Genomic DNA, 26,339 nt, shown 5'->3' with positions numbered 1-26,339 from the left:
TAGCCGGCGACCACACCTGCGATGTGCTCAAGGATCTTTCGACACCATTGGGCAGTGGCTCTCGATCTTCGACCTGGCTTTCCTTATGCACTCGGCGGCACGGTGACCCATGCAGAATCTGCGCCGGGTTCGCATTCTTGGGCCACTCCGCAGTCTCATGGGGATGTTCGCGCCGTCCTGGCCGACGACCCTGCGTCCAGTGTTCAGGCAGCCCTTAACAGCGCAGGGGCATCCTAGATCCGGCACTCCGACGCAACCGGGATCAGAGGAACGCCTCGCCGCTATGTCGGCGGTCCCTGCCACTCTGGGAAGATGAGTAACGAACCGACTGACTGGACCGAAGAAGACGATGCCATGGTGACCTACGAGTCGCTTCCCGACTGGCACCCATCACTCTTTGTAGATGTATTTCGTACCGGCCTCGAGATGGAACAAGCGACTGCGAGCGAACTGTTGGGTGGCGCATTCGTCACCCCCGAATCGCTTAGCGCCTGGGAAGACTTCTCCCGGGCCCGATCCGTCTTCTCATCAGGTCTCAAGATCAGCACCACAGCACTGTTCGGCATCGGCGCACCGGACGTCGCCTACGTGCGCCTCGTCGAAACCGATGCGCATCTCAACGATGACATCGACGCGGTCCCCGCAACAATGCACGCGACGCTCGTGTGGCGTCCAGAGATCGCGGTCGTGCCAATCAGCAGCTGGCGCATCCACCATCTCGGTGAGGCGATCGAGCCCACCTTCGTGCCGCGCACCGCGGCTGGCTTCGATCCGCGAACGCTGGCGTAGCCTGCAGCACGCTGCGATCAGAATGCGCAGAGTCGCGCCCATCACTACCGATCGCCAATGATCTTGGAGGCACCCTCGAAGCCCTGAGTCGAATGGCGCTGATTCGCTTGGTCATTGGTGCTTTACGCCCGTCTTGCCCGAGCTCGCTGCATGACTTTGCGCGCTCCGCTGTGGTTCATTCTCCATCGAGCGATTGCGAGGCTGACGTCATACGCCCGAGCGGCTTGTTCGTCGGTGGCATTCGCTCTGGCGAGCCGGAATGCTCCGTCGTTGGGGATAAGCATCTCCCCCGAGAGCCAGTCGGCTTCGGCTTCTTGGTCTCCACCGAGCCCACACTTCCTCTCATCAGAGAGCGAAACACCGAACTGGTGTTCCAGGACGACGTGGGCGAGTTCGTGGCACATGGTGGTGCGACGGCGGGTCATCGGCTGAGCGTCGTTTTCCAGGATGACTACGCCGCTCCCGTTCGGGATTAGCGCCCCGGACAGTGCGCTTCCGTCCGCTCGCAGGAAGTGGTCGCGCGCGACACCATCGAGGTCGCTGAGCTGGACGACTGGGATGCCGTACTCAGAAGCGAATGCATAGGGATCGAACGGCGCGTGCACACCAATGCCGATCTCCGCGCGTAGCTCCAACGCGAGGATCTTCGCCTCGGTCTTGAATCCTCGACGCACGGGTCATCCCTGTGCCCGCGCACGTTCGACGGTCGCACCGATCACCTGTTGCAAGTACTTGACGTCGGTCTCGCTGAGGTCCTTCCGAGCGCGCAAGAGCGGCGCGAGTTGCGCCATGAGGTCGGGTTCGCGTGCGTCGTCGACGTCACGCCGCCCCTCGTGCTTGAAGAAGTCCTCGGCCGGGAGTCGGAGCCACGCGATGATCGTGGCGAAACCGTCAGTGTCGGGCTTGAGGCCGTTGCCGAGCCGAGAGAGCAACGAGGGACTCACCCCTACTTCACCGGCGAGTCCCCGCCAGGAAAGTTGCCTTTCCTGACGCGCGGCGTCTAGCGCGGAGTACAGCGCGGCCGTGTTGATCGTAGTTTTGGCCATGCACCCAGTGTGTCACATCTGCGACAGTCTGTCGCCTCCGACACGGAGTGTGTTAGAATTGAAACACAGCATCAAGTTTAGAACACCAAGGAGGTGAGGAGCATGACAGGCAAGCGAGGGCGCAGTGCGGTCACGGGCCGGTTCGTGAAGCAGTCCACGGTGAAGCGTCACCCGAAGACCACGACCAACGAGAGCACCGGCAAGCGCGGCAAGAAGTAGTCAACCCCTGTCCTTCATGCTCGCCGAAATGTCGGTGGTGTGAGGCAGGCTCAGAGACGTCCAAGACATTCACAACAAGATCGGAGGGCCCGATGGCTCACCTCAAGCAGCAGTTCAAGGATGCGCTGAGCTCCATCGAGCCCGGCGATGACAAGGCCAACGCGCCAGAGGCACACCGGCTGGTGCGCGATGCACTCGAAGCCGACACGAAGCTCGCCGAGTACGGAGTGGACCCGGTGCTGATCGGCTCGTACAAGAGGAATGTGTCGATCAAGCGGGTCAAAGACGTTGACGTGTTCGTGCGGCTCTCTGACCTACCGAGCGACGTCACGTCGAAAGACATCCTCGACCGATTCTTCACCGTCCTACATGCGGAGTTCGGCAGTGATGACGATGGTCACCGGCGAACCAAGCGCCAGGATCGCAGTCTGCAAGTGTCGTTCCCCGAGTACGATCTGTATGTCGACGCGGTGCCTGCCCGCCCTTATTGGGACGGTGAGACGTGGGAGATCCCACAGAAGGGTGATGAGGACGAGTGGGTGCGTACCAATCCGGAGAAGCTTACGTCCCTGTCGAGCGAAATGAACGCGGCGCATGACGGCTACTACGTTCCCACGGTGAAGCTGCTCCGTCAGACCCGACGTTCGATACTCGGCGCCGGCAAGAAGCCTGGTGGGTTCTTCATCGAGGTCGCGACGTACCAAGCCTTCGCCTCCGGCCTGGTGTCGGGCAACGATCACGCAGAGTATTACGTCTCTGCTCTCGAAGAGGTCGGCAAGATCATCGACGGCTACGTCACCTTCGGCATCGGGGTGAACGACCCCACCCTGCCGGGGCACACCATCAGCATTCGTGCGACAGATGATGAGCTGGAGGCGTCCAAGACTCGTTTCGCTGACGCTGCGGAAACCGCACGCGAAGCGCTCGACGAGGAGGATGAGGGCAAGGCCGCGCTGGCATTCCAGGGACTGCTGGGCAAGAACGGCGACGACGAGACAGTGTTCCCGATGCCGCCGGGATTCAACGAGGATGGGTCGAAGCGCGCGTCCGCCATCTCGGCTGGCGCACGGACCGTCCCGGCGGGCACGAGGACCTTCGGGTGACCCTCAGCGAGTACGACGACTACGTCGCATACTCACGGCAACACTTCGAGGAAGGGCTGATCCGAGCCGGCTTCACGGAGGATGACAACGGCTGGCGAGGGACAATCGTTCACGCCGGCGGCTCGACCGAGGTTCTCATCGCGCTGCGTTCCCGCTACCCCTTTCAGCCGCCCCGTGTGGTTCCGCTCGACTCAGATGCGGTTGCGTGGTCCTGGCACCGGGAGCTGGACGGATCGCTGTGCTTGGTCGCCGAAGACGATCACGAAGGACTGTGGTGGACCGAAGCGCCGGCGTTCCTCGAACATGTCACCGCCTGGTTCGAACAGGCGGCAGCAGGCTGGCCCGACGACCGACCCGACCTCGACCTCGACCGCTACTTCGAGCCCTCCGAGGATGCGCGACTTTATCTCTACGATGACCTGACCCGATATCCGAGCGGATTCGTTCGGTTCCGCCCGGCAGCGAACAGCCTGATGCGGATCGCCAGCGGCACCAAACCAGCGAAGTCCTCGAAACACAGCAAGGATCGCTTCGGATACGTTGCCAACCTCGGCGACGTAGACGTGCCCCCAAGATCATGGGCCGACATCTCCGCCCGTATCAGCCCCAGCGTCGACCTCGACCGCAGAATTCGCGACCACACGATCGAGATCGTGGTGCTGACTTACAGCCGCGGCTCTCACGACGGCGCAATCACACTCGAAGTGTGGCCCACCATAGATGGCGGCATCGCGGTCAGACGCCTGAGCTCAGGTGCCGACACCGATGCCGCCAAGTCCGCACGCTCAGGTCTGCTCGCTCCCGAGCTTCGCGGACGTCGAGTCGCGGTTGTGGGCGTCGGAGCCCTAGGATCGTTCGTCGCGGACACGCTCGTACGCTCCGGTGTTCACAATCTCACCCTGCTCGATGGCGACGTCGTTATGCCCGGAAATCTTGTCCGTCACCTTGTCGGCCCTGAAGCTGTGGGGAGGTCAAAGGTTGAGGCGGTCAAACAGCATCTGGTTGACCGCAGTGGGATTGCAGCTGCCGACATCACGGTGGCCCATCACGCGATCACCTCGGGCGACGAGGCTGTTGAGCTTCTGAGCGAGCACGATCTCGTGGTGAACGCCACCGCCGATTTCACCACCACTGCACTTCTACACGTCACTGCACGGGCTTTGTCCAGGCGAATCATCTCAGCGGCGATCCAGAACGGCGGCACGAGCTATCGAATCGATGTGCTGCCACCGCTCGACGGGGCCGAACCGCTGCCACCCTCGTCCGTCGTTGTCGACCAGCCTGAGTCTGAACTGTTTGAAGCCGGCTGTGGCAGTCCAATCTCTCCGACGCCCCCTTACGCGGTGATCGAAGCGGCCGCAGCGACCGTGCGCCACGCCATCGGCCTCCTCGTCGATTGCCCTCTCCACCCGGCCGGGGAGACGCGAGACCTGTCGATGGGCGCAGTGAGGAGTCACGAATGACTCGACCACCAACGCGTATCGATCTGCTGGTCGATGCCTACGAGACCATCGCCTTCGCGACAGCGAACCACCTCCCTCGGGAGACCGGTGGCATCCTCCTCGGCTACCGGGAGAACGGCACGATGGTGGCAACTCACGCCCTGGTTGTTGAAGGGCAAGGGGCCACGACGAACAGTTACGTTCGCGACGATATTCGCGCGGACGAGCTCTTGCAGGAGTTTCTGGAGCAACGAGCTGACGACGATCCGATCGGCTACGTCGGTGAGTGGCACAGCCACCCCTCCCCGTCCGGACCGAGCCTCGTCGATCACGCGGCGATGCGCGCGACCGCGAAGGTCAGTTCCAGCCCAATCGCGCTGCTCGTCTTCGCGCCTGGCGCAACCGGCGGATTCTTCGGACTCATCGCCCGGCGCCAACGGTTTGGGAAGACCACAACGAAGGAAGCAGTCGTCTCTCTCCCTCTTTCGAAATTCCCTCCCCTCGCTCCTTTACCGGACGGTGCCGTCCGCGGCGACGGCCCAGTATTCATCTCTTACCGCCAATCAGACGGCACCGCGCAAGCCGACGCCCTCGAAGATTTACTCAGGGCTGCCGGGCTTGTCGTGTGGAGGGATCACACCGACCTGCGACCCGGCACGACCACCGACCGCCTCGAACAAGCGCTCACCCGAGGCCTCTCGGCAGGCGTGCTCATCGTCACCCCCGGCATCGCACACAGCGACATCGTCCGCGAACGCGAACTGCCACGTCTGCTCCAGCTCGACGCCGATCCCAACTTCAGCCTATGCATCGCGAACACGGTCACACGGTCAGGCGAGGAGTTGAAGTGTGACTACGACGCCCCGGATCGGCTCCTGCGACTCGCGCCAGCACGAACCCTGGCTGACAAGAAGCAGGCGAACATGCGCCAGCCGTCTGGCGAAGTCGAGATCGTGCGCGACCTTCTGATGCACCGTATCGAGCAACGAAAACCGACAATTCGCGCAGTAGGACGCGATCTCACGATTCGCGTGCAAAGCCGCCCTGCATCATCTGCCCTCGACGCAGACGAGGAGGACCTTCACATCCGACTCAAACCGTCGGACGACGGGCGGCTTCCTTCCCGCGCAGGGCTGGAGCTGTTCCAGAAGACTCTCCCGCTCACCAGCGATGCTGTGTACGCGTCCGGCGCAAAGAGCGTGCGCGTATCGGGCGGAGCCCACTTGGCAGTCGGCCTCGCTCTTGGCGCGGCGCTGCCCGAAACGAAGATCGGCAAAGTGATCGTGATCGATCCAGAGGACAATGCCTGGACATCCGCCGCGCCCGACGATGACCCACAGAACACTGAGCTGACAATCGAGCGCACCCAAATCGAACAAGATCAAGCGTCAGAACCCAAACATCGCGTTGCGATCTTCGTGACCTTGACGCCACATGCAGATCGGAGCGCTTTCGAACAACTTGTAAACGACGCAGCCGATGGATTCGACGCAGCCGAGATCATCTCGCTTGACAGTACAGAACGAATCGATCCACGAGAAGCAGCTCGTCTCAGCGCGGCCATCGCACAGCAACTCAAGAAGCTCTCCGCTAGTCAGGGACGCGCCGAGGTGCACCTCGCCTTCCACGGTCCTTACGCGATGGCCGTACTTGTCGGGCGCTACCTCAATACACTGCGAACCGTCGTCTATGAATGGGATGGCAATAGGAAGGATGAGCCCCGCTACAAGCCCGTGCTCGTCCTAGAGCCCGGCGTGACGGGCGGACCGATCACCGCTGTACTGGCATGAGGAGTCGGCATGACAAGCTGAATTGATACTCACGACGAAGGCTTCCACCCATCGTTGCGTCGGTGTGGACGTCAATTCTCTCGAAGAGGGTCCGGCAGAGTGCGCGCCTCTCCTGCTCGGTGCCGGTGTCGAAACGTTGACCGATGTTCTCGAGCTGATCCAACGCTTCCGTGATCTGCGTGGCCACGTGTCGGGTCTGCTGCACATAGACGGTGAGTTGTTTCGCGATGTCGAGGAGTTCCCGACGGATACGGTCCTGTTCGCGCTTGAGCATGTCGGTGGTGATCGCGTCGACGTAGTAGGCGCGGAGCACTCGCTCCTGCTCACCACGCAGTTCCTGTTCCCGCTCCTGAAGGTCCACACGTTCAATGTCCTCATCCTGTAGGCCAGCCTCGGCTTCAGCAAGAAGCCTCTCCTCAGTCCTCCGCCTCTCCTCAGCGGTTAGGCTCACCCGCCCGATGAGCTCCCGCACGCCTTGCTCGACCCGATGCACTTGCTGCGCCTTCAACCTGCAATCCGTCCGTCCGCTATGGCGGCCGAGGCATACAAAATAGAAGTACAGCTTCCCGTGGTTATTACGGGTCCGGTTGAACATCATCGACGACCCACACTCACCACACCTGAGCAACCCCTTCAAATAGTGCGTGTGGACGTCGCGAGTGCTCGTGTTCCGCCTCGCCGTCAGCGCGTCTTGCACCCGCTGCCACAACGCCGTATCAATGAGCGGTTCGTGCCTGCCCGGGTACTCGACACCGCAGTAGGTGACGATGCCGCAGTAGTACGGGTTACGGAGGAGCTTCTGCAACGAACTCACCGTCAACACCCGTGACGGCTTCCCCGCTCTGGTCGGGAGCGTGAAGCCGAGCTGGGTCATCCCGCGAGCGAGGCGATGCAGACTCCACTCCCCCGTCGCATAGGTCGTGAACGCCCACCGGATCACTTGCGCCCGCTCCTCATCCACCTCCACGATCCGCGCCTCACGACCTTGCGCATCGAAGGTGCGCACGTTCAGGTACCCGGCAGGTGCCTTGTTCGGAGTGCCGCCATTCATGGCCTTCTGCCGCAACCCCTTGCTGACCTCGGTCGCGAGATTACGAGAATAGAACTCAGCAATCGACGCCATGATCCCGTGCACGAGCCTGCCCGAGGGCGACTCATCGATCGCCTCGGTACTCGACACCAGCCGCGCACCCACGTCTGTGATCGCCTGCGTGATCTGCACGTCATCGGCACGATTCCTCGCCAACCGATCGAGCTTGTGCACGATCACCACGTCCACCCGGTTGGCACGGATCCACTCGAGCATCTCATTCAACGCCGGCCGCGCCGCAGACCTCGCGGACTCACCAGCGTCGACGAACTCCTTCACCACCCAAGCGCCGAGCCCGAGCGCGGTCTTCCGGTTCGCCTGCCGCTGCGCCGGGATCGAGAACCCCTCCCGCTCACCTGCACGCTCCGCCTGCTCCCTGGTCGACACTCGCAGGTACGACACCGCCCGCAACACCAGATCAGGCGAACCAGTCGAATCATCGACATGACCAGTCGGAACTACAGAGGAAGGAGATGGGGTGGGCGGGGCAACAGCAAGCAGCGACATAGGGGATGGGAACTTTCTCCGGCACACCGGCCGGGCACGAGAAAGGCCCCGCAGACGCGGAGCCTCACCCAGCATGCCCACCACTACACACACCCCGAGTTTGAGCGTCTCGTGAGACCCAATGGGCAAGGCTGTCACTCGCGTCCGAAACGCAAGAAAACTGCCAAAACCAACGCGAAACAGCTAAGAATCAAGCCGAAACGGCCCCGGAATCGCCGAAAGCCTCCCACTCGCAATGAGTTGGAGGCTTTCCGTGGGTGGAGCTAAGGGGATTCGAACCCCTGACCCCCTGCATGCCATGCAGGTGCGCTACCAGCTGCGCCATAGCCCCGTGTTCGCCGTTCAAAGGCGAGCAACTCATCGAGAATAGCCGAACTCACGCATGCAAGGCAAATCGCCACCCGCTCGCTAGGCACCTTCGCCTCGCCGGCGACGCGGCCATGCATCCACCATCATGCGAATGATCACCAACACGAGGAAGCCTGCGAACACGATATTCGCCGTTTGCGGTGACAGAGTCCCGGCCAACCACACGCCGAATGGTGTGACGGCGGCGGCCGCAAGACCGATTGCGAGGGCCGCCAATGGGTCGACATTCTTGCGACGGATGTTCGCGATCGTGCCCGAGAGTCCCGTCGCAATGATCATGAGCAGTGAAGAGCCCTTTGCCACCAGGTCACTCGCGCCAAAAACCACGACCATTACGGGGACGACGATCACTCCCCCGCCAATACCCAGCAGTCCAGCGGTAACCCCCGTAAACAGGCCCACAACCACGAGCAGCGCGCCGGTCAACAGGTCGATCTGTACCACCGCGTCACGCGCTGGAATCACGATAAACAGCGAAACAATCACCACGACGATGAACGCGATAAACGTCCACTGCACCGCGCGTTTATGCAGTTTGCTGAGCAGCCATGAACCGATCGGGGCGCCGAAGATCGAACCGGCCGCGAGCAGTGCGGCGAGCAGCACATCCACATTGCCTTCGAGCGCGTAACTCACCACTCCGACTATCGATGGCAGCACAATGGCCAAGAGCGAGGTGCCCGCCGCGAGCTTCGTGTCGAAGCCGAGCAGATACACGAGTACCGGCAAGATGATGATGCCGCCGCCAACCCCGAACAAGCCCGACGCGAACCCGACCGCGAGCCCCGTCAGTACCAAACCAAACCAATTCCGACGCGGAGCAAGATCGGGTGTATTCACGTGTGTTTCCATTCGGCCGAGTTCAGGATGACCCTGTCGACGCTACCACCAGGGCAACGCCACAAAGACACGCTCGATGTACCCGGGGAAAAGCGGTCGCCAGGGCGCACATGCACGACTCGATTTAGGATGCAATGACAAGCAACCGAGCGCGTCAGCGGTACCTGCGTGGTTCCGCAGTGAGGAAACAATGCCGAACACCACTGCAGTGATTGAAGCCCTAGAGCATGCCGTTCCCGGGCGCGTCCGTACCGAATCACCTGACACTGCCGAGTTCATGTTGGATCGCTCAGGTCATCGCTCAGCTGGCGCACCACTGGCGGCGGTCTATCCCGAACGTATCGAAGAGGTGCAAGCCGTCTGCCGCATCGCATCCGAATTCAAGATTCCGATCGTGACCCGAGGCGCTGGCACCGGACTCGCGGGCGGTGCGATCGCAGGCCCAGGCGAAATCGTGCTCTCGCTCATGCGGATGAACCGCGTCTTGGAGATCTCGGAAGATAATCGGCTCGCAGTCGTCGAGCCGGGCGTCTTCAACGGCGCACTCAATGAGCAGCTTGCCGAACACGGGTTGTGGTGGGCGCCCGATCCTGCCAGCAAGGACATCTCCACCGTCGGCGGCAATATCGCGATGAATGCGGGCGGTCTGCTGTGTGCCAAGTACGGCGTCACCCGCGAGGCAGTGCTTGCACTGAAGGTCGTTCTTGCGGACGGTCGCCTCATCGAAGTCGGACACCGCACCGTCAAAGGTGTCACCGGGTACGACCTATGCGCGCTCATAATCGGTTCTGAAGGCACGCTCGGGATCATCGTCGAGGCGACCCTCAAACTGCAGCCCGCGGTCACCGGTGAAATCGTCACGATCGGCGCCTATTTCGATCGGCTCGAGGATGCGGTGCGTACCGCGAGCGAGGTCACTCGCCAAGGCCTCGTTCCGGCGATTATGGAGCTGCTCGATCGACGTTCCCTCGAGTGCATCGACGACTTCACTGGCCAGTCAATCAGTCAAGGCGCGGATGCGTATCTCCTCATCCAGTGCGATGGCCCAGCTGCAGCCGACACCTCCGCGGCAGTGACGAGCATCATCGACTCGATCGGCGGCCGTGCCCAAGCCACTACCGATCCCGACGAGAGCGCACGACTCGTCAACATTCGCCGCAACACATTTCCAGCGATCGAGGCCAAAGGCACCCTGCTCATCGAAGACATCGCGGTGCCCCGCGACCGAATGTCCGAGGCCTACTCCGCAATCCGTGCGATCGAAGCGAAATACGGCCTCATTATGCCGACGTCATGCCACGCCGGCGATGGCAATCTGCATCCGACATTCGTATTCCAGGGCGAAGAAGTTCCCGAGGTCGTGTGGCAAGCCGCGGGTGAAGTCTTCACGCTCGCGCTCGAGCTCGGCGGCACGCTCAGCGGTGAACACGGCATCGGTCTACTCAAGAGCAAATGGCTCAAGGACGAGCTCGGTCAAGACCAATTCGATTTGCAGCAGCAGATTAAAGCGGTCTTTGACCCAGCGAATCTCTTAAACCCGGGCAAGGTCTTCGCGCCCGCGTTCGCTCCCTCACAGAACTAAGCGACGGCTTTCACGCACCAGGGAGCAATTATCCGGCCGGAGCCTTGCCCCCTCGGTTCGGGTTAGTTGTCAACCGGCGCGTCAGGCAACGAAAGCTCAACAACCGGCGCATCCGCCCAAATGCGTTCGAGACCGTAATAGATGCGGTCTTCTTCGTGGAAGACGTGCACGACAAGGTCGCCGAAGTCGATCAGCACCCAGCGGCCCGTGTCCGTGCCTTCGCGGCGCACCGCTTTGAGCCCGTGCGACTCACGAAGCTGGTCCTCGATCTCCTCCGCAATCGAGAGCACCATTCGTTCATTACGGCCCGAGGCGAGCAGGAATACGTCGGCGAAGGGCAGATTCGCGCTCACATCCAATGCTACGAGGTCGAAGGCGGATCGTTCGTCGGCCGCCTTAGCCGCAAGTTGGGTGAGTTCGAGGGCACTCTCGCTTGCCGTCATAAAGTGGATTCTCCTAGTTGAAGTGAGGTGAAGCGGTGGATGCTCGGGGAGCCTATTCGTTCGTTTCGGGTTGGCGGTAGAGCTGGTTCTTCGCAATGTACTGCTGGACACCGTCAGTGGTGAGATACCAGACCTGGTAGCCCTTCCGCACGCGCGCGCGACAGTCCGTTGACGAGATTGCCAGCGCGGGTATCTCGAGCGTCGAGACGTGCTCGGCAGGCAACCCTTCCAGGTTGATCTCGTGCCCGGGCCGCGAAACAGCCACGAAGTGGGCGTATCGGAACATCTCTTCCGATTCTTTCCACTCGAGAATCTGCGTCACCGCATCCGCACCGGTAATAAAGAATAGATCCGCATTCGGCGCGATCGCATTGATGTCGCGAAGTGTGTCGATCGTGTAGGTGGGGCCCTTGCGGTCGATATCGACCCGACTGGTCTTGAATCGAGGGTTGGATGCGGTTGCGATCACCGTCATGAGGTACCGATGTTCGGCATCTGTCACACCCGACTTCATGTACGGATTACCTGTTGGAACGAAGTACACCTCGTCGAGGCTGAAGTGCTGTGCGACTTCACTCGCTGCGACGAGGTGTCCGTTGTGGATGGGGTCAAAGGTCCCACCCATAATCCCGATCCGACGCCGGCGACGAACAGAGTCGTTATGGCCAGATTGTGTTGGCGTCACGAGGTGCGGTTACGAAACGGCGCCTTAGTGGGCGTCGTTGTGTCCCGAATCGATGATCGGCTGACCGGGGTGCCCCACGGGGTCGTGTTTGTAAATACGTGGCTTCTCATCGTGACGTGCCGACATATTGCGGAACGAGAACGTGATGAGTGCCACTGCCATCAGGAATACAAACATGATGATGCCGAACACAATGGGTGGGAAAAGCATTGGCCCGGGAACGACAATCATTTCCTCGACGGCCTGAATAACGATCGGAAGCTCGAACATAACAACCATCCTAGCCGTTCTTTTCAGCGGCGTTGTCCGTCCAGAGCCCCGCTTCACGCTCAGCCTCAAGCTCCGCACGCGCGGCAGCCTTTGCATCCATCCAGTCGTGGTACGCGGCCTTACGTTCCTTGCGGGTCGCACGGTTTGACTCTTCAAGTCGCGGGTCGGTGCCGTGCGCGGTCATCACTTCGGCCGCCGAAGACAGCGTCGGTTCCCAATCGAACACGATGCCGTCGCCGGGACCAATCACGACCGTGGAGCCAGCTTGGGCACCCGCCTTGACGAGCGCATCCTCAATACCGAGTTTTGCGAGTCGGTCAGAGAGATAGCCGACCGCTTCATCATTCTGGAAGTCGCACTGCTGGACCCACATCTCGGGTTTCTTGCCGAGGATGCGGTAGACATTGCCCCAGGTGCCGCCCTCAACCTTGATTTCAAAGGCTTCCTGACGGGCCGGGCGCGGACGAACCACAATGCGAGGCTGTGCAGCCTCTTCCGCGATTCGCTCGGAACGCGCCTGCTCAATAATTTCTCCGAGCGCGAAGCCAAGTTCACGCAGGCCCTCGTGAGCCACCGCCGAAACGTAGAACACCCGAAAACCGCGCGCTTCAAGGTCTGCCTTCACAAAGTCAGCAAGCTCACGCCCATCCGGGATATCGACCTTGTTCAGCACCACGAGCGAGGGCCGTTCTTTGAGCGGCACCTGTCCCTCGGGCACCTCATAGTTGTCGAGTTCAGCCAGGATGATGTCCAAGTCACTGATCGGGTCGCGGCCCGGTTCCAGCGTCGCAGTATCAAGGACGTGTACGAGCACCGAGCACCGCTCCACGTGTCGAAGGAACTCGAGGCCGAGGCCCTTCCCCTCACTTGCGCCTTCGATGAGGCCCGGCACATCAGCGATCGTGAAGCGCGTGTTGCCCGAGTCCACCACACCGAGATTCGGGTGCAGGGTCGTGAACGGGTAGTCGGCAATCTTGGGACGGGCCGCACTCATCGCGGCAATCAGTGACGACTTACCAGCGGAGGGGTACCCCACGAGCGCCACATCGGCGACTGTCTTGAGCTCGAGCACAATCTCGAGTTCTTCGCCGGGCGTACCGAGAAGCGCGAACCCTGGAGCCTTGCGCCGGCTGTTTGCGAGTGCATTGTTCCCAAGACCACCGTGGCCACCCTCGGCAACGAGCAGGCGCATCCCCGGCTCGCTCAAGTCGGCCAAGACTGTGCCATCAGTAGATCGCACGACCGTCCCCACGGGCACGGGTAACTCGAGGTCCTCTGCTTTGGCGCCGTGACGATAGTCACCGGTACCGAAATCGCCGGATTCACTACGCCGGTGCGGTGAGTGGTGATAGCTCAGCAGCGTGGTGACGTCCGGATCGGCAACCAGGGTGATGTCTCCCCCGTCGCCGCCGTTGCCCCCATCCGGTCCCGCCAGTGGCTTGAATTTTTCGCGGCGAATCGACATGCAGCCGTTGCCGCCGTCTCCGGCACGCAAATACAGCTTTACCTCGTCAACAAACGTGGTCATCGATTCTCCAATTGCTCGGTAATACGCGAAGAGGGGCGGAGTAACTCCGCCCCTCTTCAGAACTTATGTGTGCTGGCTTGATACCAGCCCTAAGTCGCCTCGTTACGTGCGATTATTCGCCGGTAACGATGTTGACGACCTTGCGGCGACCCTTGCTGCCGAACTCGACGGTGCCACCGGCGAGTGCGAAGAGGGTGTCGTCGCCGCCGCGGCCAACGTTGGCGCCCGGGTGGAAGCGGGTTCCGCGCTGACGCACGAGAATCTCGCCTGCATTGACGTCCTGACCAGCGAAGCGCTTTACGCCGAGGCGCTGCGCGTTCGAGTCACGACCGTTCTTGGTAGAGCTCGCGCCCTTCTTAGTTGCCATCCTAAATCGCTCCTCGGACTACTTGATGTCGGTGATCTTGACGGTTGTAAGCTCCTGGCGGTGGCCCTGGCGCTTCTTGTAACCGGTCTTGTTCTTGTACTTCTGGATGCGGATCTTGGGGCCGCGGAGATCTTCAACGACCTCGGCCGTCACGGTCACCTTCGCGAGCTTGTCTGCGTCGCTGGTGATCTTGTCACCATCAACGAGAAGCACGGCGGGAAGGCTGACGTTGCCGTTGTCGTCTGCGACGACTCGGTTCATCGTGACAACCGAGCCGACCTCGACCTTTTCTTGCCGGCCACCGGCGCGCACAACTGCGAATACCACTTCAGCTACCTTTTTCTCTGTGCTCTGGGCGGGTGCCCCGAGCGGATTGATCCGGCGTTTCACCGGAGAGAACAAACACACATTCACACTCAGCACGCGTCAGATGCCGCATGCAATGAGTAACGTGCAACAGCGACTTATCCTACTTGAGTAAATGGGGACACGTCAAGCGCTCCCACAGACTCTAGGATTCGTCCTCCGAGCCGGTTGTAATCGGCCCGGTTGTGATGCGACGGCGTCCCCCACGCTTACGCCCCGTACCGCTGCCGGACTGCGTTGAGTCTGCCGTGGTTTCGGTGCTTGGCGAGGTGGATGCTGTCGCAGGTTTTTTGTTTTCAGCAGGCTCTGCCGTTTGCACAGGGTCTGCCGTTGGCTCTACTTCGGACTCATTGTCCTGGCTCGCGTCGAGTCCCGCAAGTGAATCCAATGCGGCATCGAGAGTATTGAGTGCCTGTTCAACCTGTTTTGGATCCTGCGGCGCCTGCGGCTCTTGCGCCACGGGTTCGGGCAGCTCAATCGTGATCAGGTTGTCGTTCTTGTCGACTTGAGACTCCCCTGCATCCTCACCCTTCGGCGCATCCTGACTCTCGGGACTCAAACCAGGCGTCTGCGGTGCTTCCGTACGAACCCGACGGTTGCGTCGTGATCGTCGTGACGTACCGCGGCTCGAACTGCTGTCCTGAGCGCCGTTTTCGTGCGAACTCGCGGCGCCGGAATCCCGCTGTTCGGCGCCACTCGACTTGGCCGCCGCTGCATGGCCGCTCTGCGTGCCCGAGTCCTGCGCCGGCCGCGATTTCGAAGACTGCGAGGCCGATCCCTGCACGACCTGGTCCTGCTGTCCCGAATCGTTCGCCGACGCATCCGTGGCAATGTTGCTGTCATCAGTGGAGCGATCGCGACCGCCACCGCGACGCTGCGAATCACGATTCTCCGAGCCACGACGGTTCGAGCCACGCCCGGAGCGCCTGCTGGACTGCGAACCGTGACCCGAAGCATCCGTTGAATCGGAACTCGAGGAGACCTCGATCTGCTTGACGACCTTGACGATTTCCTTCGTCGCGGCCTCAACAGCCTTCTCTACACGCTTCTCCGCATCGGCAGAATTGGAGTCGCTGCTGCTTGCGATTGTGGAAGCCGCGATCTTCGTGAGCGCATTCCGCGCATCCTCGGTGATTTCGTGCGTCGAAGAACCGTTATGGTGCTGCTCCGACTCACTGTGCTGCTTCGAGTCTTGCTGCTGGTGACCTTGCGAACCTTTGCCTCGCGAACGCGAGCCACGGCCATTCTTACGACCGCCGTTCTGCGACTGGTTACTCGAGTGAGTATGACTCACCGGTTCGCCGGAGATCACCACACCACGACCATCACAGTGGGTACAGCTTTCGGAGAACGTCTCCAGCAGCCCAAGTCCGATCTTCTTACGGGTCATCTGCACGAGCCCGAGGCTCGTGACTTCCGCGACCTGGTGCTTGGTGCGGTCGCGAGAAAGCCCCTCAACCAGTCGCCGCTGCACGAGATCACGGTTCGATTCGAGGACCATGTCGATGAAGTCGATCACAATGATGCCGCCGATATCGCGCAAGCGAAGCTGACGGACGATTTCTTCGGCCGCTTCGAGGTTGTTTTTGGTGACCGTCTCTTCGAGATTGCCGCCGGTACCCACAAATTTGCCAGTGTTCACGTCAATCACCGTCATGGCTTCGGTGCGGTCGATCACGAGCGAGCCGCCAGAGGGCAGCCACACCTTGCGGGCGAGGGCTTTGTCAATCATGTCGTTGACGCGATATTCACTGAAGATATCGTCGCCCTGGAAGCGCTCCACGCGGTCGACGAGATCTGGCGCAATCTGACCGAGATAGGACTTAATCGTGTCGAGTTCCGATTGGCCGTGCACGATCAACTGATCAAAGTCCTCATTGAAGACATCACGGACGATCTTAATCAGCATGTCCGACTCGGAGTGCAGCGTCTGCGGCGCCTTGGCCGAGTTCTTCGCCTTGCGCTGAATGTCATCCCACTGTTTGGTGAGTCGTTCAACGTCGCGCTGCAGCTGTTCCTGGGTCGCACCCTCAGCTGCCGTGCGAACAATGACACCCACGCCTTCGGGAAGCACCTCTTTAAGGATCTTCTTGAGGCGGTTCCGTTCGGTATCCGGCAGCTTGCGGCTGATGCCGTTCATCGTGTTACCGGGGACATAAACGAGGTAGCGACCGGGCAATGACACCTGGCTGGTGAGTCGTGCACCCTTGTGCCCGACCGGGTCCTTCGTGACTTGCACGAGCACCTTGTCACCGGATTTCAGTGCGTTCTCGATCTTGCGGGGTTGATTCGCGCCAAGCTCGGCGGCAGACCAGTCAACTTCACCCGAGTAGAGCACGGCGTTGCGGGCACCGCCAATATCGATGAATGCCGCCTCCATGCTGGGCAGGACGTTCTGGACGCGCCCGACATAGACATTGCCGATAAGCGATACGTCTTCATTTCGCGCGACATAGTGCTCGACGAGAATGTTGTCTTCGAGCACCCCGATCTGCACGCGATTGTTCTTCGAACGCACAAGCATCTTGCGGTCCACCGACTCGCGACGTGCTTGGAATTCGCTTTCGGTGACGACGACGCGACGTCGGCCCGTTTCACGTCCCTCGCGGCGACGGGCGCGTTTCGCGGCCAGTCGCGTTGAGCCCTGAATCTTCTGCGGCTCGGTGATCTGCTCGCGAACTTCTTCGCGGCCGTCATCGTCACGCGAATCGGAGTCACGGTCATCGTGTTGACGATTGCTGTCACGAGAGTGTCGTTGGTTGTCACGACGATCCTGACTGCGATTGCCGCGGCGTGAACGACTGCGACCGCGACCAGTAGGACGACGACCCGAGTCATCATCGTGGTCGTCCTGATCATCGTGGTCATCACGCTGATCGCGGTCATCACGACCGCGATTGCCGTCGTCATCTCGACGACGGCGCGCTGGCTGTCGCTCGCTTGGCGGCGGCAGGTCCGGCGCGAGGAAGAATAGCGTCCGCGTCGTAATTACTTCCGGGATGCGTGGGTCGCGCTTGGGTGCGTCGCGCCCGGGTTCCTCGTCTTGGGCATCCTCGGCGGCCTTCTCCTCGGTTGCTTGCGTCTCAGCGACCTGGACTTCAGCGACCGGTTCCGCGACGGTTTGGTCCTCGGTTGGGGCTGGCTGCTCGTCGGCTGTCGGTCCGTCGACAGGCTGCTGCTCAGTAGTCTGTGCCTCGGTAGCCCGCTTCTCAGACGCTTGATTCTCGGTGTACTGCTGCTCCGCAGAGTGTTGCGCCTGGTCCGGCTCGACTGCTGAATTTTCTGTTTCGGGGTTGTCTGGTTGTTCGTTTTCCACCGTCACGTGGGTGCTCCTGTCCCAACCAGTCGCAATGCGGTCCTGGCTGGTTATTAATCTGTCCGCGGCGATCTTGCTCGCGGGAAATCCTTCGCGTCGTTGTTACGACGTCGCCGCACGGTGCGGCTGTCCTGGGCCTTCGCCGTAGCGAGGCTCCGAAAAGTCTTCATGCGCTTTCGCGCACTCGTACAGTATCGCACGGTGTCCAGGATTCGGCGGCAAGAATTTGGCGAACGGAGAGTTGGGAGCCCCGACGAGCCGCGCTGTCTTCGGCGAGTTCCCCTCCAGAAATTAGGCGCTCACGCCGACTTGCGCCATACGCCAGCCATGACCGCAACCGTAAACGGCACCGCACCAATTGCGACCTGCACCAGCTGCGGCGAGGCGGCAGTTTCAAGCAATCCGTGCGTCAAAATGGCCTGCGCACCAAACTGGAACGCCGTGTGGAATCCGATGCCAAACCAGATTGATTTGAAGCGCATCCTCAAATAACCGAAGACCAAACCCATGGTGAGCAATAGTGAGAGGTCGAGCCAGCCGCGCCAACCTCCGAGCGCCATCCCGAATAGCGCGAATACAAGGGCCTGAATGATGATGGCCGGCCACTGGCCAAGCTTTTCGAGCAACACCGTCTGAACATGTCCGCGAAAGACGAGTTCTTCGGGCAGTGCTTCGCCGAAGAATACTGCGGTGAGCAGAAGCAGCCAGATCAGTGCCGCATCAGTTGGTTGAGCCGGGATTGTAATCGGTCCGCCGAATGCAGGGATGGCGAGCATCACTACGGCGGGTAGCAGCCACAAGAGAATCCCGAGGAGCATTGTGCCGAGCGCGTCGCGGGTGCGTCCCGGCATGACGATTCGTCGCTGTGCGCCTCGACCGTTCATTAGCACCAGCGTTGCGATGACCGCCGCTGATACGAGTATCCCGCCGAGCGTGCGCCAACCAAGCGTGGGGAGAGCTTGCGCCGGTTCATTCCGTAGCAGAAGACTCAGACTAAGGAGGCCCGCTGACAGCACCAGCACCGGTAGGGCGGCCCGGATTATCAGGCCACTCCACTTAGGTTTCGCGGTAGACGTGCTGGTGGGCACGGAACACCTCGATGGTGTTGGCGGCGGTTACGAGAACCAGATTACCAAGCTCGCGCGCGGCGGATTTGGGCGAGTCTTATCCTTGCGCGATGTCGGCCACGGCACGCATTGGCGCACCATCGCCGTCCGCGATGAGTAGCGGAAATCCCCAGAACTGGACGAATCGTGGCAGCGCGGTCAGGCCCCGCAAATTCTCGATAATGAGTCGATCGCTTCCCAGAACTCGGTCATGCACGGGAAGGCCACGCTTAACCACCTTCAGGGTCGAATCGGGGTTGAGCATATCGACGCCGAGCACGTGCATGCCCATATCAATCAGCAGTTCGCAGGCCGCTATGTCGAGGCGTGGATGCGATAGGTACGCGGGGGTGCCCCAGTATCGGTCCCAGCCGGTCGCCAACAACACAATCCGCGCTCCGTCAAGACCATTGGGCAATTGTTGCGACACGAGCGATTCGCCAATCACCGCATCCGGTTCGAGGGAAGGTACGGCCACCACGATCGCCCGGCCCGTAAGTTCTTCGAGCGCAATCTCCGGAATCGTGCGCCCGCCTGCCACGATGTGCGATGGCGCATCCACATGTGTACCCATGTGGGTGCCGCCGTGGATCTCACGCACCGCGAACCCATCCATGGCGATCGTAGTCGCGGGTAGCACCTCGGCGAGAGGGTCCCCTGGGAAGACAGTCATTCCACTTTCGATCGGTTGAGATAGATCAACCAGCGTCATGGTCTGGACCTCGTTTCGGTGGATTCAGCGGGCACCACTATTCGGCACTTGGTCTGCCGTCCGCGAGGTGGAGCGATTTCGTTCCGGGCTCGACGCTAATGTTCATCACCTTAATTGATATCCAGTACACGAGCGCCGACACGACGACGGTGGGCAGTGCTGCCCCGATCGGTACGGGCCACACGAATGCCAAGAGCCAGTAGGTTGCACCGCCGATAACCCAGGTCAGGAGGGCACCAAAGTTCCAGCCGCCGGTGAACCAGTATTTGCCGCCGCTGTGGCGCAAGATATCGCGGTCATACACCCCGCGGCGCGCAATGTAATAGTCGATGGCCATCACCGCGAACATGGCGCGCGGGCCGCAATCATTGCAGCTAGCGCTCATCATGGCCCGTACTCCAACCATGATGAACGCTATCAACCATGACTACGAGCGCTAACGCCGCAGATTAGCCGTTAGCGTTCCGGAGTAGCCGTTCACCCCGGCATTCATCCGTTCGCCTCGCGGAACAGCCGTCATATTCGCGAGGCAGACGCAAGCTTGGCAGCCAACGCCGCGGGACGGCCGCAATCATTGCAACTAGCGCTCATCATGGCCCGTACTCCAACCATGATGAACGCTACCAACCATGATTACGCGACACTAGAGGTGCCGCCCCACGCCGTCAATTAGTTGCTCGCGGTGACGCTACCCGAACCAGATCCCAAGCTCGCGCTCGGCGGACTCAGCTGAATCCGACCCGTGCACGATGTTCTCCATGACCTCGGCGCCCCAATCGCGACCGAGGTCGCCACGGATGGTGCCGGGGGCGGCGGTCGTGGGGTTTGTCGAACCTGCAAGCGAACGGAATCCTTCGATGACGCCATTGCCCTCAACGCACGCAGCCAATACCGGGCCCGAGAGCATGAACTTCACAAGTGGCTCATAGAACGGTTTGCCCTCGTGCTCGGCATAGTGTTGTTCGAGCACTGCTCGATCAACGCTCTCGAGTTTGAGCGCGGTGATGACGTATCCCTTGCGCTCAATGCGCGCGAGTACCTCGCCGATGAGATTGCGACGGACACCGTCTGGCTTAATCAGAACGAGGGTTTGCTCAGTGTGCGAGGTCATGCTTCGGGGCTCCTTCGTAATTGGTTGGTTACCACGTTACTCGGTGGTTGATTCGCGACCGCTCTGTGCCGCCTGCTCACGCTCATATTCGGCGATGATGACAGCACGCTCGGCGTCAATTCTGAGCCCCTGATACATGCAGTAGATCCACACCGCGAGGAACAGGCCGCCGACAAAGAACACCGCGGGGTGCACGAATCCCACGAGCGTGAGCGCAATCTGCAGCCCGAGCACGTACCACGCGCCCCACGGCTTCCGGAGGAAAAACACCCCCAGTACGAAGAGCACGAGGAACACGCCCATCCCGCCGAACGCGATGGCGGGGCTTACTGCTTTGAGACCAAACAGCGCCATACCGGTCAACATGACCATAGCGAGTTCAAACGCAATCAGGATTGAGCCCAACTGCTCAATCATGGTGCGATACCGGCGAGCACTCACTCTTCGTCAGCCTCCGGATCCACATCACCCTCGAGCATTTCGCGCTCCACGAGTTCTTCTTCCGGCGATTCCCGCGGCGGCCGCCACTCATCCTCAAGCGCTATTGCCGCTGCGTCGCCGATCAGCGTGACCGACCCGGTAATGAGCACACCCACGGAATAGGGGCGATCCTCACGATCAGCGACCACCGCCGCATCAGTAGCTTCTCTTCGAGCCACATCAAACGCATCCTGCGCGCGTTCGAAGACTTCGATGCGTTTCTCGATCGCCGCATCCTCTCCGATCGCTTCGCGAATCATCTCGCCGAGTTCCCAGGCGGGAATGGCTCGGGATGAATCAGATTCGGTCACCAGGATGCGCGATGCCACGTTCGCGAGCGGGCGGATGATGCCCTCCACGGGCTTGCCTTCAAGCACACCGATTACGAGAATGAGCTCGTCAAAGTTGTACGTTTCGCCTACGGCCTGCGCGAGATGCGCGGCGCCGTGGGGATTGTGTGCCGCGTCAATAATGACCGTGGGGTCGGTGCCGATGAGATCGAGTCGACCAGGAGAAACTGCGGTGGCGGTGCCGTTTGCGACCGTGTCATATTCGAGTTCTCGCTCACCACCAAAGAACGCCTCTACCGCCGCAATCGCGAGCGCGGCATTGTGCGCTTGATACTCGCCGGCAAGTGACACCGGCAGGTCATCGTATTGCCCGGCAAGGCCGCGAACCGAAACGAGTCGGCCGCCGACCGCGAGTCGATCTGCGGTGACCGCAAATTTCTCCGGCTCCGCGTACAGCGTTGCTTCCTGCAAGAGGGTCGCACGACGAAGCTGGTCCATCACCTCGGGCGTTTGAGCCGCCGACACCACCGCGGCGCTGGGCTTGATAATGCCAGCCTTCGTCGTGGCAATCTCCGCGACCGTGCTACCGAGTCGGTCCTGGTGGTCCAGCGAAATCGGTGTGAATACCGACACGGCACCGTCGGCGACGTTGGTGGAATCCCATTCTCCACCCATCCCGACCTCGACCACGGCGACATCGATTGGTGCATCCGTGAAACACGCGAAAGCAAGCACCGTCAATGCCTCAAAAAAGGTCAGACGGGGCTCGCCTTCTTTCTCGAGTTCCGCATCCACAATCGTGAGGAATGGCTCAATATCGCGCCAATTCGCGACCAGACGCTCATCGGTGACCGGTTTGCCGTCGATTCCGATGCGCTCATTGAGACGGATGAGGTGCGGGCTCGTGAGTAAGCCGGTGCGCAGTCCGTGCGCACGCAGCAGCGATTCGGTGATCCGTGCGGTGGAGGACTTTCCGTTCGTGCCGGTGATGTGGATCATCGGCCACGCCTCATGAATATCGCCGAGCAGTTCGCAGGCCCTTCGGGTCGGTGCGAGGCGCGGTTCCGGCTGCGCTTCTCCGACGCGCGTCATCAACTCTTCGTAAACGAGATCCGCTTCCGCACGCCAATCGGTGTTCTCGAGCCGTTCGCGAGCTTCGCGTTCGCGCTCGCTCAGTCCCTCCGCGTCAACGTCCTCACCCTCTTCAAGCCCGTCGTCAAATGGTGCCCCACCGAACATCTTGATCAGGTATTCGGCGGTGAGTTCCTCATCGGGATTAAACTCTTCGTCACGTTCATTGCTCATAGCTGAACCCTTTCGAGTTTGATGTCGAGCGCGCCGTAGCTGTGCGGGATCGTGGAGCGTTCCGCCTCCGGTGCGATACCGCCCGCGATCGCAATTTTCATCGCCAGGGTCTCCCCTGCAATGAGTTCGGCTTGCGACTGCAGCGCTGCGAGGCTTGCGTCATCGGTGGCAAGTTCGAGGTGGATGCGGTCGCTCACGTCGAGCTGCGCCGCCTTACGCGCATCCTGAACGGCGCGGATCACGTCGCGTGCCGCACCCTCCGCAGCGAGCTCAGGGGTGATCTCCGTGTTTAGCACGAGGATGCCGCCGCCGGGCAGCAAACCCAGCACATCCGTGCCCTGCTCTTCACGAATCTTGAGGTCAAGCTCGTACTCACTCGGTTCCAATGCGATTCCGCCAGCAACGACCTTGCTGTCCTCTTCTTGCCAGTCACCACTCTTCGCAGCCTTAATGACCTGCTGGACCTGCTTACCGAGGCGCGGACCGGCAGCACGTGCGTTCACTCGCAGGACGCGCGAGACACCATATTCGGATGCTGCTTCTTCGGTCCGCTCGGCGATCGATACCTCACGAACGTTGAGTTCATCCGCGATGATCGACGCGAACGGTTCGAGGGCTGCCGCATCGGTGGTGAGTACCGTGAGGTTCCCCAGCGGCAAGCGCACGCGCAAGTGGTGCTGCTTCCGAAGGCCCTGACCTGCCGAAACGATCTCGCGCACCGCATCCATCGACCGTACGAGCTGTTCATCAGCCGGGTAGTCCGCGGTGGCGGGGTAATCGGCTAAGTGCACCGAACGCGCACCGGTCAGTCCGCGCCACACTGTTTCGGTCGTGAACGGCGCGAGCGGCGCTGCAAGTCGGCAAAGGGTTTCGAGCACGGTGTAGAGGGTGTCGAAGGCTTCGCGTCCCTCGATCGAAGCTTGGCCCGTCGCATCCGTGGTGCCAACCCAGAAGCGATCGCGCGAGCGGCGCACATACCAGTTCGTGAGCACATCGGCGAAGTCGCGCAGGCGCGCGGTCGCGTTGGATGCGTCCAGCGAATCGAGGTCATTCGTCACGGCCTCGACGGTCTCCCGCAGTTTCGCCAGGATGTATCGGTCAAGCAGGTGCGTGGAGTCGGTCCGGAACTGAGCGGTGTAGCCGTCGTTGCCGGGACCGTTCGCGCTGATCGCGTAGGTCGTAAAGAAGTAGTAGGTCGACCACAGCGGCAGCAGGAACTGACGCGTGGACTCGCGAATGCCCTCTTCGGTGACGACAAGGTTGCCACCTCGCAGTACCGAGCTCGAAAGCAAGAACCAGCGCATCGCATCCGAACCGTCACGGTCGAAGACCTCGTTGACGTCGGGATAGTTCTGCAACGACTTCGACATCTTGCGGCCGTCCGAGCCGAGCACGATGCCGTGCGAGACGACGCGCTTGTACGCGGGGCGGTGGAACAGCGGCGTCGACAGGGCGTGCATCACGTAGAACCAGCCGCGGGTCTGGCCGATGTATTCGACGATAAAGTCCGCGGGTGAGTGCGAGTCGAACCAGTCGCGGTTTTCAAACGGATAGTGCACCTGCGCGAACGGCATCGAACCGGAGTCAAACCAGACGTCGAGCACATCCTCGATCCGGCGCATCGTCGATTTGCCGGTTGGATCGTCGGGGTTCGGGCGGGTGAGTTCATCGATCGCGGGGCGGTGGAGATCCGTTGGCCGCACACCGAAATCGCGCTCGAGTTCGTCGAGCGAACCGTAAACATCCACACGCGGGTAGTTGGGGTCGTCACTCTTCCACACGGGGATGGGGCTGCCCCAATACCGGTTGCGCGAGATTGACCAGTCGCGCGCGCCCTCGAGCCACTTGCCGAACTGGCCGTACTTGACGTTCTCGGGCACCCACTCGATCTGCTCGTTGTGCTCGATCATTTCCTCGCGATAGTCGGTGACTTTCACGAACCAGCTCGACACTGCCTTGTACATGAGCGGCTGCTTGCAGCGCCAGCAGTGCGGGTAGGAGTGCTCATATGACTTCTGCTGCAGGAGGCGGCCGCCATTTTTCAGTTCCTGTACGAGCGTCCGGTTCGCGTCAAAGATCTGCTCCCCCGCAACCGGCGAAATGGTGTCGAGGAAGCGACCCCCGGCATCCACCGAAAGAATCGTCGGAATACCGGCCGCGTCACAGGAGTTCTTGTCTTCTTCACCGTAGGCCGGTGCCTGGTGGACGATACCGGTACCGTCACTCGTGGTGACGTAATCCGCCACCAGGATCTGCCAGGCGTTCTCGGTGCCGTAGGCGTCGGTGTCGGCGTAGAAATCCCAGAGCGCGACGTATCGAACGCCCTCGAGCTCGGCGCCGGTCAGGGTCCGTTTCACCGCAGCCTGGGCATCCTCGAGGCCCGGGTAACCGAGTTCCTTGACGTAGCCGGCGATGCGATCGGATGCGAGGAGGTAGTTTGCCGCGCCCTGTCCGTCTGCGGCCCCGAGTGGTCCCGCGGGGATGACGGAGTAGGTCACCTCCGGTCCGACCGCGAGCGCAAGGTTCGTCGGCAGCGTCCACGGCGTGGTCGTCCACGCGAGCGCGCGCACGTCGGTGAGACCCAGCGCATCCGCCTTCTCTCCGACGAGGGGGAAGGTGACCGTGACGGTGTTGTCCTGACGCATCTGGTAGACGTCATCGTCCATGCGCAGCTCGTGGTTCGACAGCGGCGTTTCATCGTTCCAGCAGTACGGCAGGACGCGGAAGCCCTCGTAGGCGAGGCCCTGATCGTAGAGGTTCTTGAACGCCCAGATCACCGACTCCATGTAGTTAATGTCGAGCGTCCGGTAGCCGTTTTCGAAGTCAACCCAGCGCCCCTGGCGCTCAACGTACTCGCGCCATTCCTTCGTGTAGCGGAGCACCGAGTCCTTGGCTGCGGCGTTGAAGTTGCCGATGCCCATCTCTTCGATCTCTTCTTTGGTGGAGATCCCGAGCTGCTTCATTGCCTCGAGCTCGGCCGGAAGACCGTGGGTGTCCCATCCGAAGACGCGGTTGACCTGCTTGCCGCGCATCGTGTTGTAGCGAGGGAACACATCCTTCGCGTAGCCGGTGAGAAGGTGGCCGTAGTGCGGCAAACCGTTTGCGAACGGTGGGCCGTCGTAGAAGACCCATTCCTCCGCGCCTTCGCGCTGGTCGATGGACTCCTGGAAGGTGTTGTCCTGTCGCCAAAACTCGAGCACCTGCGACTCGAGGTTCGGGAACGAGGGGCTGGCCGGAACAGACTCGGCCCCGGGGCCGAAGGCAGACTTCGGATAGGACATGTGGTGGTCTCCTGGAGATTTGCGGCTTGCTGACTAGTTCAGGGACGCTTTCGCGCGGTACCACCCCAATTGAAACCCGCTAGGATCACCACTCATTGTTCGCTATGACGGGCGGACCCGTTCGGTTCTACTGGGTGCGCTTTCGCGTACCGTTCTTCCGAAGACTCCCCGCTGATGACGGATCACAGTCGATGCCCCAATGCTACCGCCGTTCGAGATGGCGTGTAACCACCTGGGCAGGATGCGCGTCCGGCTCAGAGCGAACAGTCACGCGGGTGCGTTGATGCGTTGGTGCGTTGGTG

The 26,339-nt window shown here is 61.2% G+C and carries 23 protein-coding genes and 1 tRNA gene; 5 read left to right on the top strand and 19 right to left on the bottom strand.

The features are described 5' to 3' along the window. Positions 1–312: 312 nt before the first annotated feature. Positions 313–789, top strand: coding sequence for a hypothetical protein (locus ACTHXA_RS02260; protein ID WP_441668919.1), 477 nt, complete (start codon positions 313–315; stop codon positions 787–789). 122 nt (positions 790–911) lie between these two features. Here ACTHXA_RS02260 and ACTHXA_RS02255 read toward each other — a convergent pair whose 3' ends face one another. Further along, a complete protein-coding gene (locus tag ACTHXA_RS02255; protein ID WP_441668917.1) occupies positions 912–1,463 on the bottom strand; it encodes an ImmA/IrrE family metallo-endopeptidase in 552 nt (183 codons plus the stop codon). 3 nt (positions 1,464–1,466) lie between these two features. Continuing rightward, positions 1,467–1,835: a transcriptional regulator gene (locus ACTHXA_RS02250; protein WP_441668915.1), complete on the bottom strand. Its 369-nt coding sequence runs from the start codon at positions 1,833–1,835 to the stop codon at positions 1,467–1,469. Between the two features lie 311 nt (positions 1,836–2,146). Between ACTHXA_RS02250 and ACTHXA_RS02245 the strand changes: the two genes are divergently transcribed. The 3 genes from ACTHXA_RS02245 to ACTHXA_RS02235 are packed head-to-tail and all read left to right on the top strand — an operon-like array spanning position 2,147 to position 6,389. Then, the gene (locus ACTHXA_RS02245) at positions 2,147–3,157 is read left to right on the top strand and encodes an SMODS domain-containing nucleotidyltransferase (protein WP_441668913.1); all 1,011 of its coding nucleotides are present in this window, start codon (positions 2,147–2,149) and stop codon (positions 3,155–3,157) included. Continuing rightward, the gene (locus ACTHXA_RS02240) at positions 3,154–4,620 is read left to right on the top strand and encodes a HesA/MoeB/ThiF family protein (protein WP_441668911.1); all 1,467 of its coding nucleotides are present in this window, start codon (positions 3,154–3,156) and stop codon (positions 4,618–4,620) included. Before ACTHXA_RS02245 ends, ACTHXA_RS02240 begins: the two co-directional genes overlap by 4 nt. Next, complete coding sequence (locus ACTHXA_RS02235) at positions 4,617–6,389, top strand: SAVED domain-containing protein (RefSeq protein WP_441668909.1); 1,773 nt, start codon at positions 4,617–4,619, stop codon at positions 6,387–6,389. The genes ACTHXA_RS02240 and ACTHXA_RS02235 overlap by 4 nt, the downstream gene beginning before the upstream one ends. Here the strand turns inward: ACTHXA_RS02235 and ACTHXA_RS02230 are convergent. The 3 genes from ACTHXA_RS02230 to ACTHXA_RS02220 all read right to left on the bottom strand — a co-directional run bounded on the left by ACTHXA_RS02230 (position 6,370) and on the right by ACTHXA_RS02220 (position 9,195). Next, positions 6,370–7,986 (bottom strand): recombinase family protein, encoded by a 1,617-nt coding sequence (locus ACTHXA_RS02230; RefSeq protein ID WP_441668907.1) that lies wholly within the window; start codon positions 7,984–7,986, stop codon positions 6,370–6,372. The genes ACTHXA_RS02235 and ACTHXA_RS02230 overlap by 20 nt on opposite strands. 258 nt (positions 7,987–8,244) lie before the next feature. Continuing rightward, positions 8,245–8,317 (bottom strand) — tRNA-Ala (locus ACTHXA_RS02225). Positions 8,318–8,394: 77 nt separating this feature from the next. Beyond that, complete coding sequence (locus tag ACTHXA_RS02220) at positions 8,395–9,195, bottom strand: sulfite exporter TauE/SafE family protein (RefSeq protein ID WP_441668905.1); 801 nt, start codon at positions 9,193–9,195, stop codon at positions 8,395–8,397. A 190-nt stretch (positions 9,196–9,385) separates the two neighbouring features. Between ACTHXA_RS02220 and ACTHXA_RS02215 the strand changes: the two genes are divergently transcribed. After that, positions 9,386–10,777: an FAD-binding oxidoreductase gene (locus ACTHXA_RS02215; RefSeq protein WP_441668903.1), complete on the top strand. Its 1,392-nt coding sequence runs from the start codon at positions 9,386–9,388 to the stop codon at positions 10,775–10,777. A 62-nt stretch (positions 10,778–10,839) separates the two neighbouring features. Here ACTHXA_RS02215 and rsfS read toward each other — a convergent pair whose 3' ends face one another. The 14 genes from rsfS to ileS all read right to left on the bottom strand — a co-directional run bounded on the left by rsfS (position 10,840) and on the right by ileS (position 26,037). Then, on the bottom strand, positions 10,840–11,220 hold the full coding sequence (gene rsfS / locus ACTHXA_RS02210) for a ribosome silencing factor (RefSeq protein WP_441668901.1): 381 nt from the start codon (positions 11,218–11,220) through the stop codon (positions 10,840–10,842). Between the two features lie 52 nt (positions 11,221–11,272). Continuing rightward, positions 11,273–11,905, bottom strand: a complete 633-nt coding sequence (gene nadD / locus ACTHXA_RS02205) for a nicotinate-nucleotide adenylyltransferase (protein ID WP_441668899.1) — start codon at positions 11,903–11,905, stop codon at positions 11,273–11,275. Between the two features lie 24 nt (positions 11,906–11,929). Continuing rightward, entirely contained in the window at positions 11,930–12,175 is a 246-nt protein-coding gene (locus ACTHXA_RS02200; protein ID WP_441668897.1) for a hypothetical protein, read from the bottom strand. 10 nt (positions 12,176–12,185) lie between these two features. Then, complete coding sequence (gene obgE / locus ACTHXA_RS02195) at positions 12,186–13,703, bottom strand: GTPase ObgE (RefSeq protein ID WP_441668895.1); 1,518 nt, start codon at positions 13,701–13,703, stop codon at positions 12,186–12,188. 112 nt (positions 13,704–13,815) lie between these two features. Further along, positions 13,816–14,070 carry a 50S ribosomal protein L27 gene (gene rpmA, locus ACTHXA_RS02190; RefSeq protein WP_441668893.1) on the bottom strand — a complete coding sequence of 85 codons (255 nt, stop codon included), beginning with the start codon at positions 14,068–14,070 and terminating at the stop codon, positions 13,816–13,818. An 18-nt stretch (positions 14,071–14,088) separates the two neighbouring features. Continuing rightward, positions 14,089–14,397, bottom strand: coding sequence for a 50S ribosomal protein L21 (gene rplU / locus ACTHXA_RS02185; protein ID WP_441668891.1), 309 nt, complete (start codon positions 14,395–14,397; stop codon positions 14,089–14,091). 184 nt (positions 14,398–14,581) lie between these two features. Next, on the bottom strand, positions 14,582–17,758 hold the full coding sequence (locus tag ACTHXA_RS02180; protein WP_441668890.1) for an Rne/Rng family ribonuclease: 3,177 nt from the start codon (positions 17,756–17,758) through the stop codon (positions 14,582–14,584). A gap of 293 nt (positions 17,759–18,051) precedes the next feature. Continuing rightward, positions 18,052–18,636, bottom strand: coding sequence for a CPBP family intramembrane glutamic endopeptidase (locus ACTHXA_RS02175; protein ID WP_441668888.1), 585 nt, complete (start codon positions 18,634–18,636; stop codon positions 18,052–18,054). A gap of 280 nt (positions 18,637–18,916) precedes the next feature. Beyond that, the gene (locus ACTHXA_RS02170; protein ID WP_441668886.1) at positions 18,917–19,570 is read right to left on the bottom strand and encodes a cyclase family protein; all 654 of its coding nucleotides are present in this window, start codon (positions 19,568–19,570) and stop codon (positions 18,917–18,919) included. A 37-nt stretch (positions 19,571–19,607) separates the two neighbouring features. After that, positions 19,608–19,958, bottom strand: coding sequence for a cytosine permease (locus tag ACTHXA_RS02165; protein WP_441668884.1), 351 nt, complete (start codon positions 19,956–19,958; stop codon positions 19,608–19,610). Between the two features lie 300 nt (positions 19,959–20,258). Continuing rightward, complete coding sequence (gene ndk, locus ACTHXA_RS02160) at positions 20,259–20,681, bottom strand: nucleoside-diphosphate kinase (RefSeq protein WP_441668882.1); 423 nt, start codon at positions 20,679–20,681, stop codon at positions 20,259–20,261. Positions 20,682–20,717: 36 nt separating this feature from the next. Next, on the bottom strand, positions 20,718–21,098 hold the full coding sequence (locus ACTHXA_RS02155; RefSeq protein ID WP_441668880.1) for a DUF4233 domain-containing protein: 381 nt from the start codon (positions 21,096–21,098) through the stop codon (positions 20,718–20,720). Positions 21,099–21,118: 20 nt separating this feature from the next. Next, entirely contained in the window at positions 21,119–22,756 is a 1,638-nt protein-coding gene (locus ACTHXA_RS02150) for a bifunctional folylpolyglutamate synthase/dihydrofolate synthase (protein WP_441668878.1), read from the bottom strand. Beyond that, positions 22,753–26,037 carry an isoleucine--tRNA ligase gene (gene ileS / locus ACTHXA_RS02145; protein ID WP_441668876.1) on the bottom strand — a complete coding sequence of 1,095 codons (3,285 nt, stop codon included), beginning with the start codon at positions 26,035–26,037 and terminating at the stop codon, positions 22,753–22,755. Before ileS ends, ACTHXA_RS02150 begins: the two co-directional genes overlap by 4 nt. Positions 26,038–26,339 lie beyond the last annotated feature (302 nt).

Origin of the sequence: Gulosibacter sp., assembly GCF_052090685.1 — a bacterium.
Lineage (GTDB): Bacteria > Actinomycetota > Actinomycetes > Actinomycetales > Microbacteriaceae > Gulosibacter.
This window is presented reverse-complemented; position numbering and strand designations above follow the sequence as displayed.

Excerpts from the sequence above, each read along its gene's own strand:
- ACTHXA_RS02200 (WP_441668897.1), bottom strand. The coding sequence starts at position 12,175 with ATGTTCGAGCTTCCGATCGTTATTCAGGCCGTCGAGGAAATGATTGTC.
- ACTHXA_RS02175 (WP_441668888.1), bottom strand. The coding sequence starts at position 18,636 with ATGAACGGTCGAGGCGCACAGCGACGAATCGTCATGCCGGGACGCACC.
- ACTHXA_RS02245 (WP_441668913.1), top strand. The coding sequence starts at position 2,147 with ATGGCTCACCTCAAGCAGCAGTTCAAGGATGCGCTGAGCTCCATCGAG.
- ndk (WP_441668882.1), bottom strand. The coding sequence starts at position 20,681 with ATGACCTCGCACACTGAGCAAACCCTCGTTCTGATTAAGCCAGACGGT.
- ACTHXA_RS02260 (WP_441668919.1), top strand. The coding sequence starts at position 313 with ATGAGTAACGAACCGACTGACTGGACCGAAGAAGACGATGCCATGGTG.
- ACTHXA_RS02235 (WP_441668909.1), top strand. The coding sequence starts at position 4,617 with ATGACTCGACCACCAACGCGTATCGATCTGCTGGTCGATGCCTACGAG.
- obgE (WP_441668895.1), bottom strand. The coding sequence starts at position 13,703 with ATGACCACGTTTGTTGACGAGGTAAAGCTGTATTTGCGTGCCGGAGAC.
- ACTHXA_RS02230 (WP_441668907.1), bottom strand. The coding sequence starts at position 7,986 with ATGTCGCTGCTTGCTGTTGCCCCGCCCACCCCATCTCCTTCCTCTGTA.
- ACTHXA_RS02155 (WP_441668880.1), bottom strand. The coding sequence starts at position 21,098 with ATGATTGAGCAGTTGGGCTCAATCCTGATTGCGTTTGAACTCGCTATG.
- rsfS (WP_441668901.1), bottom strand. The coding sequence starts at position 11,220 with ATGACGGCAAGCGAGAGTGCCCTCGAACTCACCCAACTTGCGGCTAAG.
- ileS (WP_441668876.1), bottom strand. The coding sequence starts at position 26,037 with ATGTCCTATCCGAAGTCTGCCTTCGGCCCCGGGGCCGAGTCTGTTCCG.
- ACTHXA_RS02215 (WP_441668903.1), top strand. The coding sequence starts at position 9,386 with ATGCCGAACACCACTGCAGTGATTGAAGCCCTAGAGCATGCCGTTCCC.
- ACTHXA_RS02150 (WP_441668878.1), bottom strand. The coding sequence starts at position 22,756 with ATGAGCAATGAACGTGACGAAGAGTTTAATCCCGATGAGGAACTCACC.
- ACTHXA_RS02165 (WP_441668884.1), bottom strand. The coding sequence starts at position 19,958 with ATGATGAGCGCTAGCTGCAATGATTGCGGCCCGCGCGCCATGTTCGCG.
- ACTHXA_RS02170 (WP_441668886.1), bottom strand. The coding sequence starts at position 19,570 with ATGACGCTGGTTGATCTATCTCAACCGATCGAAAGTGGAATGACTGTC.
- rpmA (WP_441668893.1), bottom strand. The coding sequence starts at position 14,070 with ATGGCAACTAAGAAGGGCGCGAGCTCTACCAAGAACGGTCGTGACTCG.
- ACTHXA_RS02250 (WP_441668915.1), bottom strand. The coding sequence starts at position 1,835 with ATGGCCAAAACTACGATCAACACGGCCGCGCTGTACTCCGCGCTAGAC.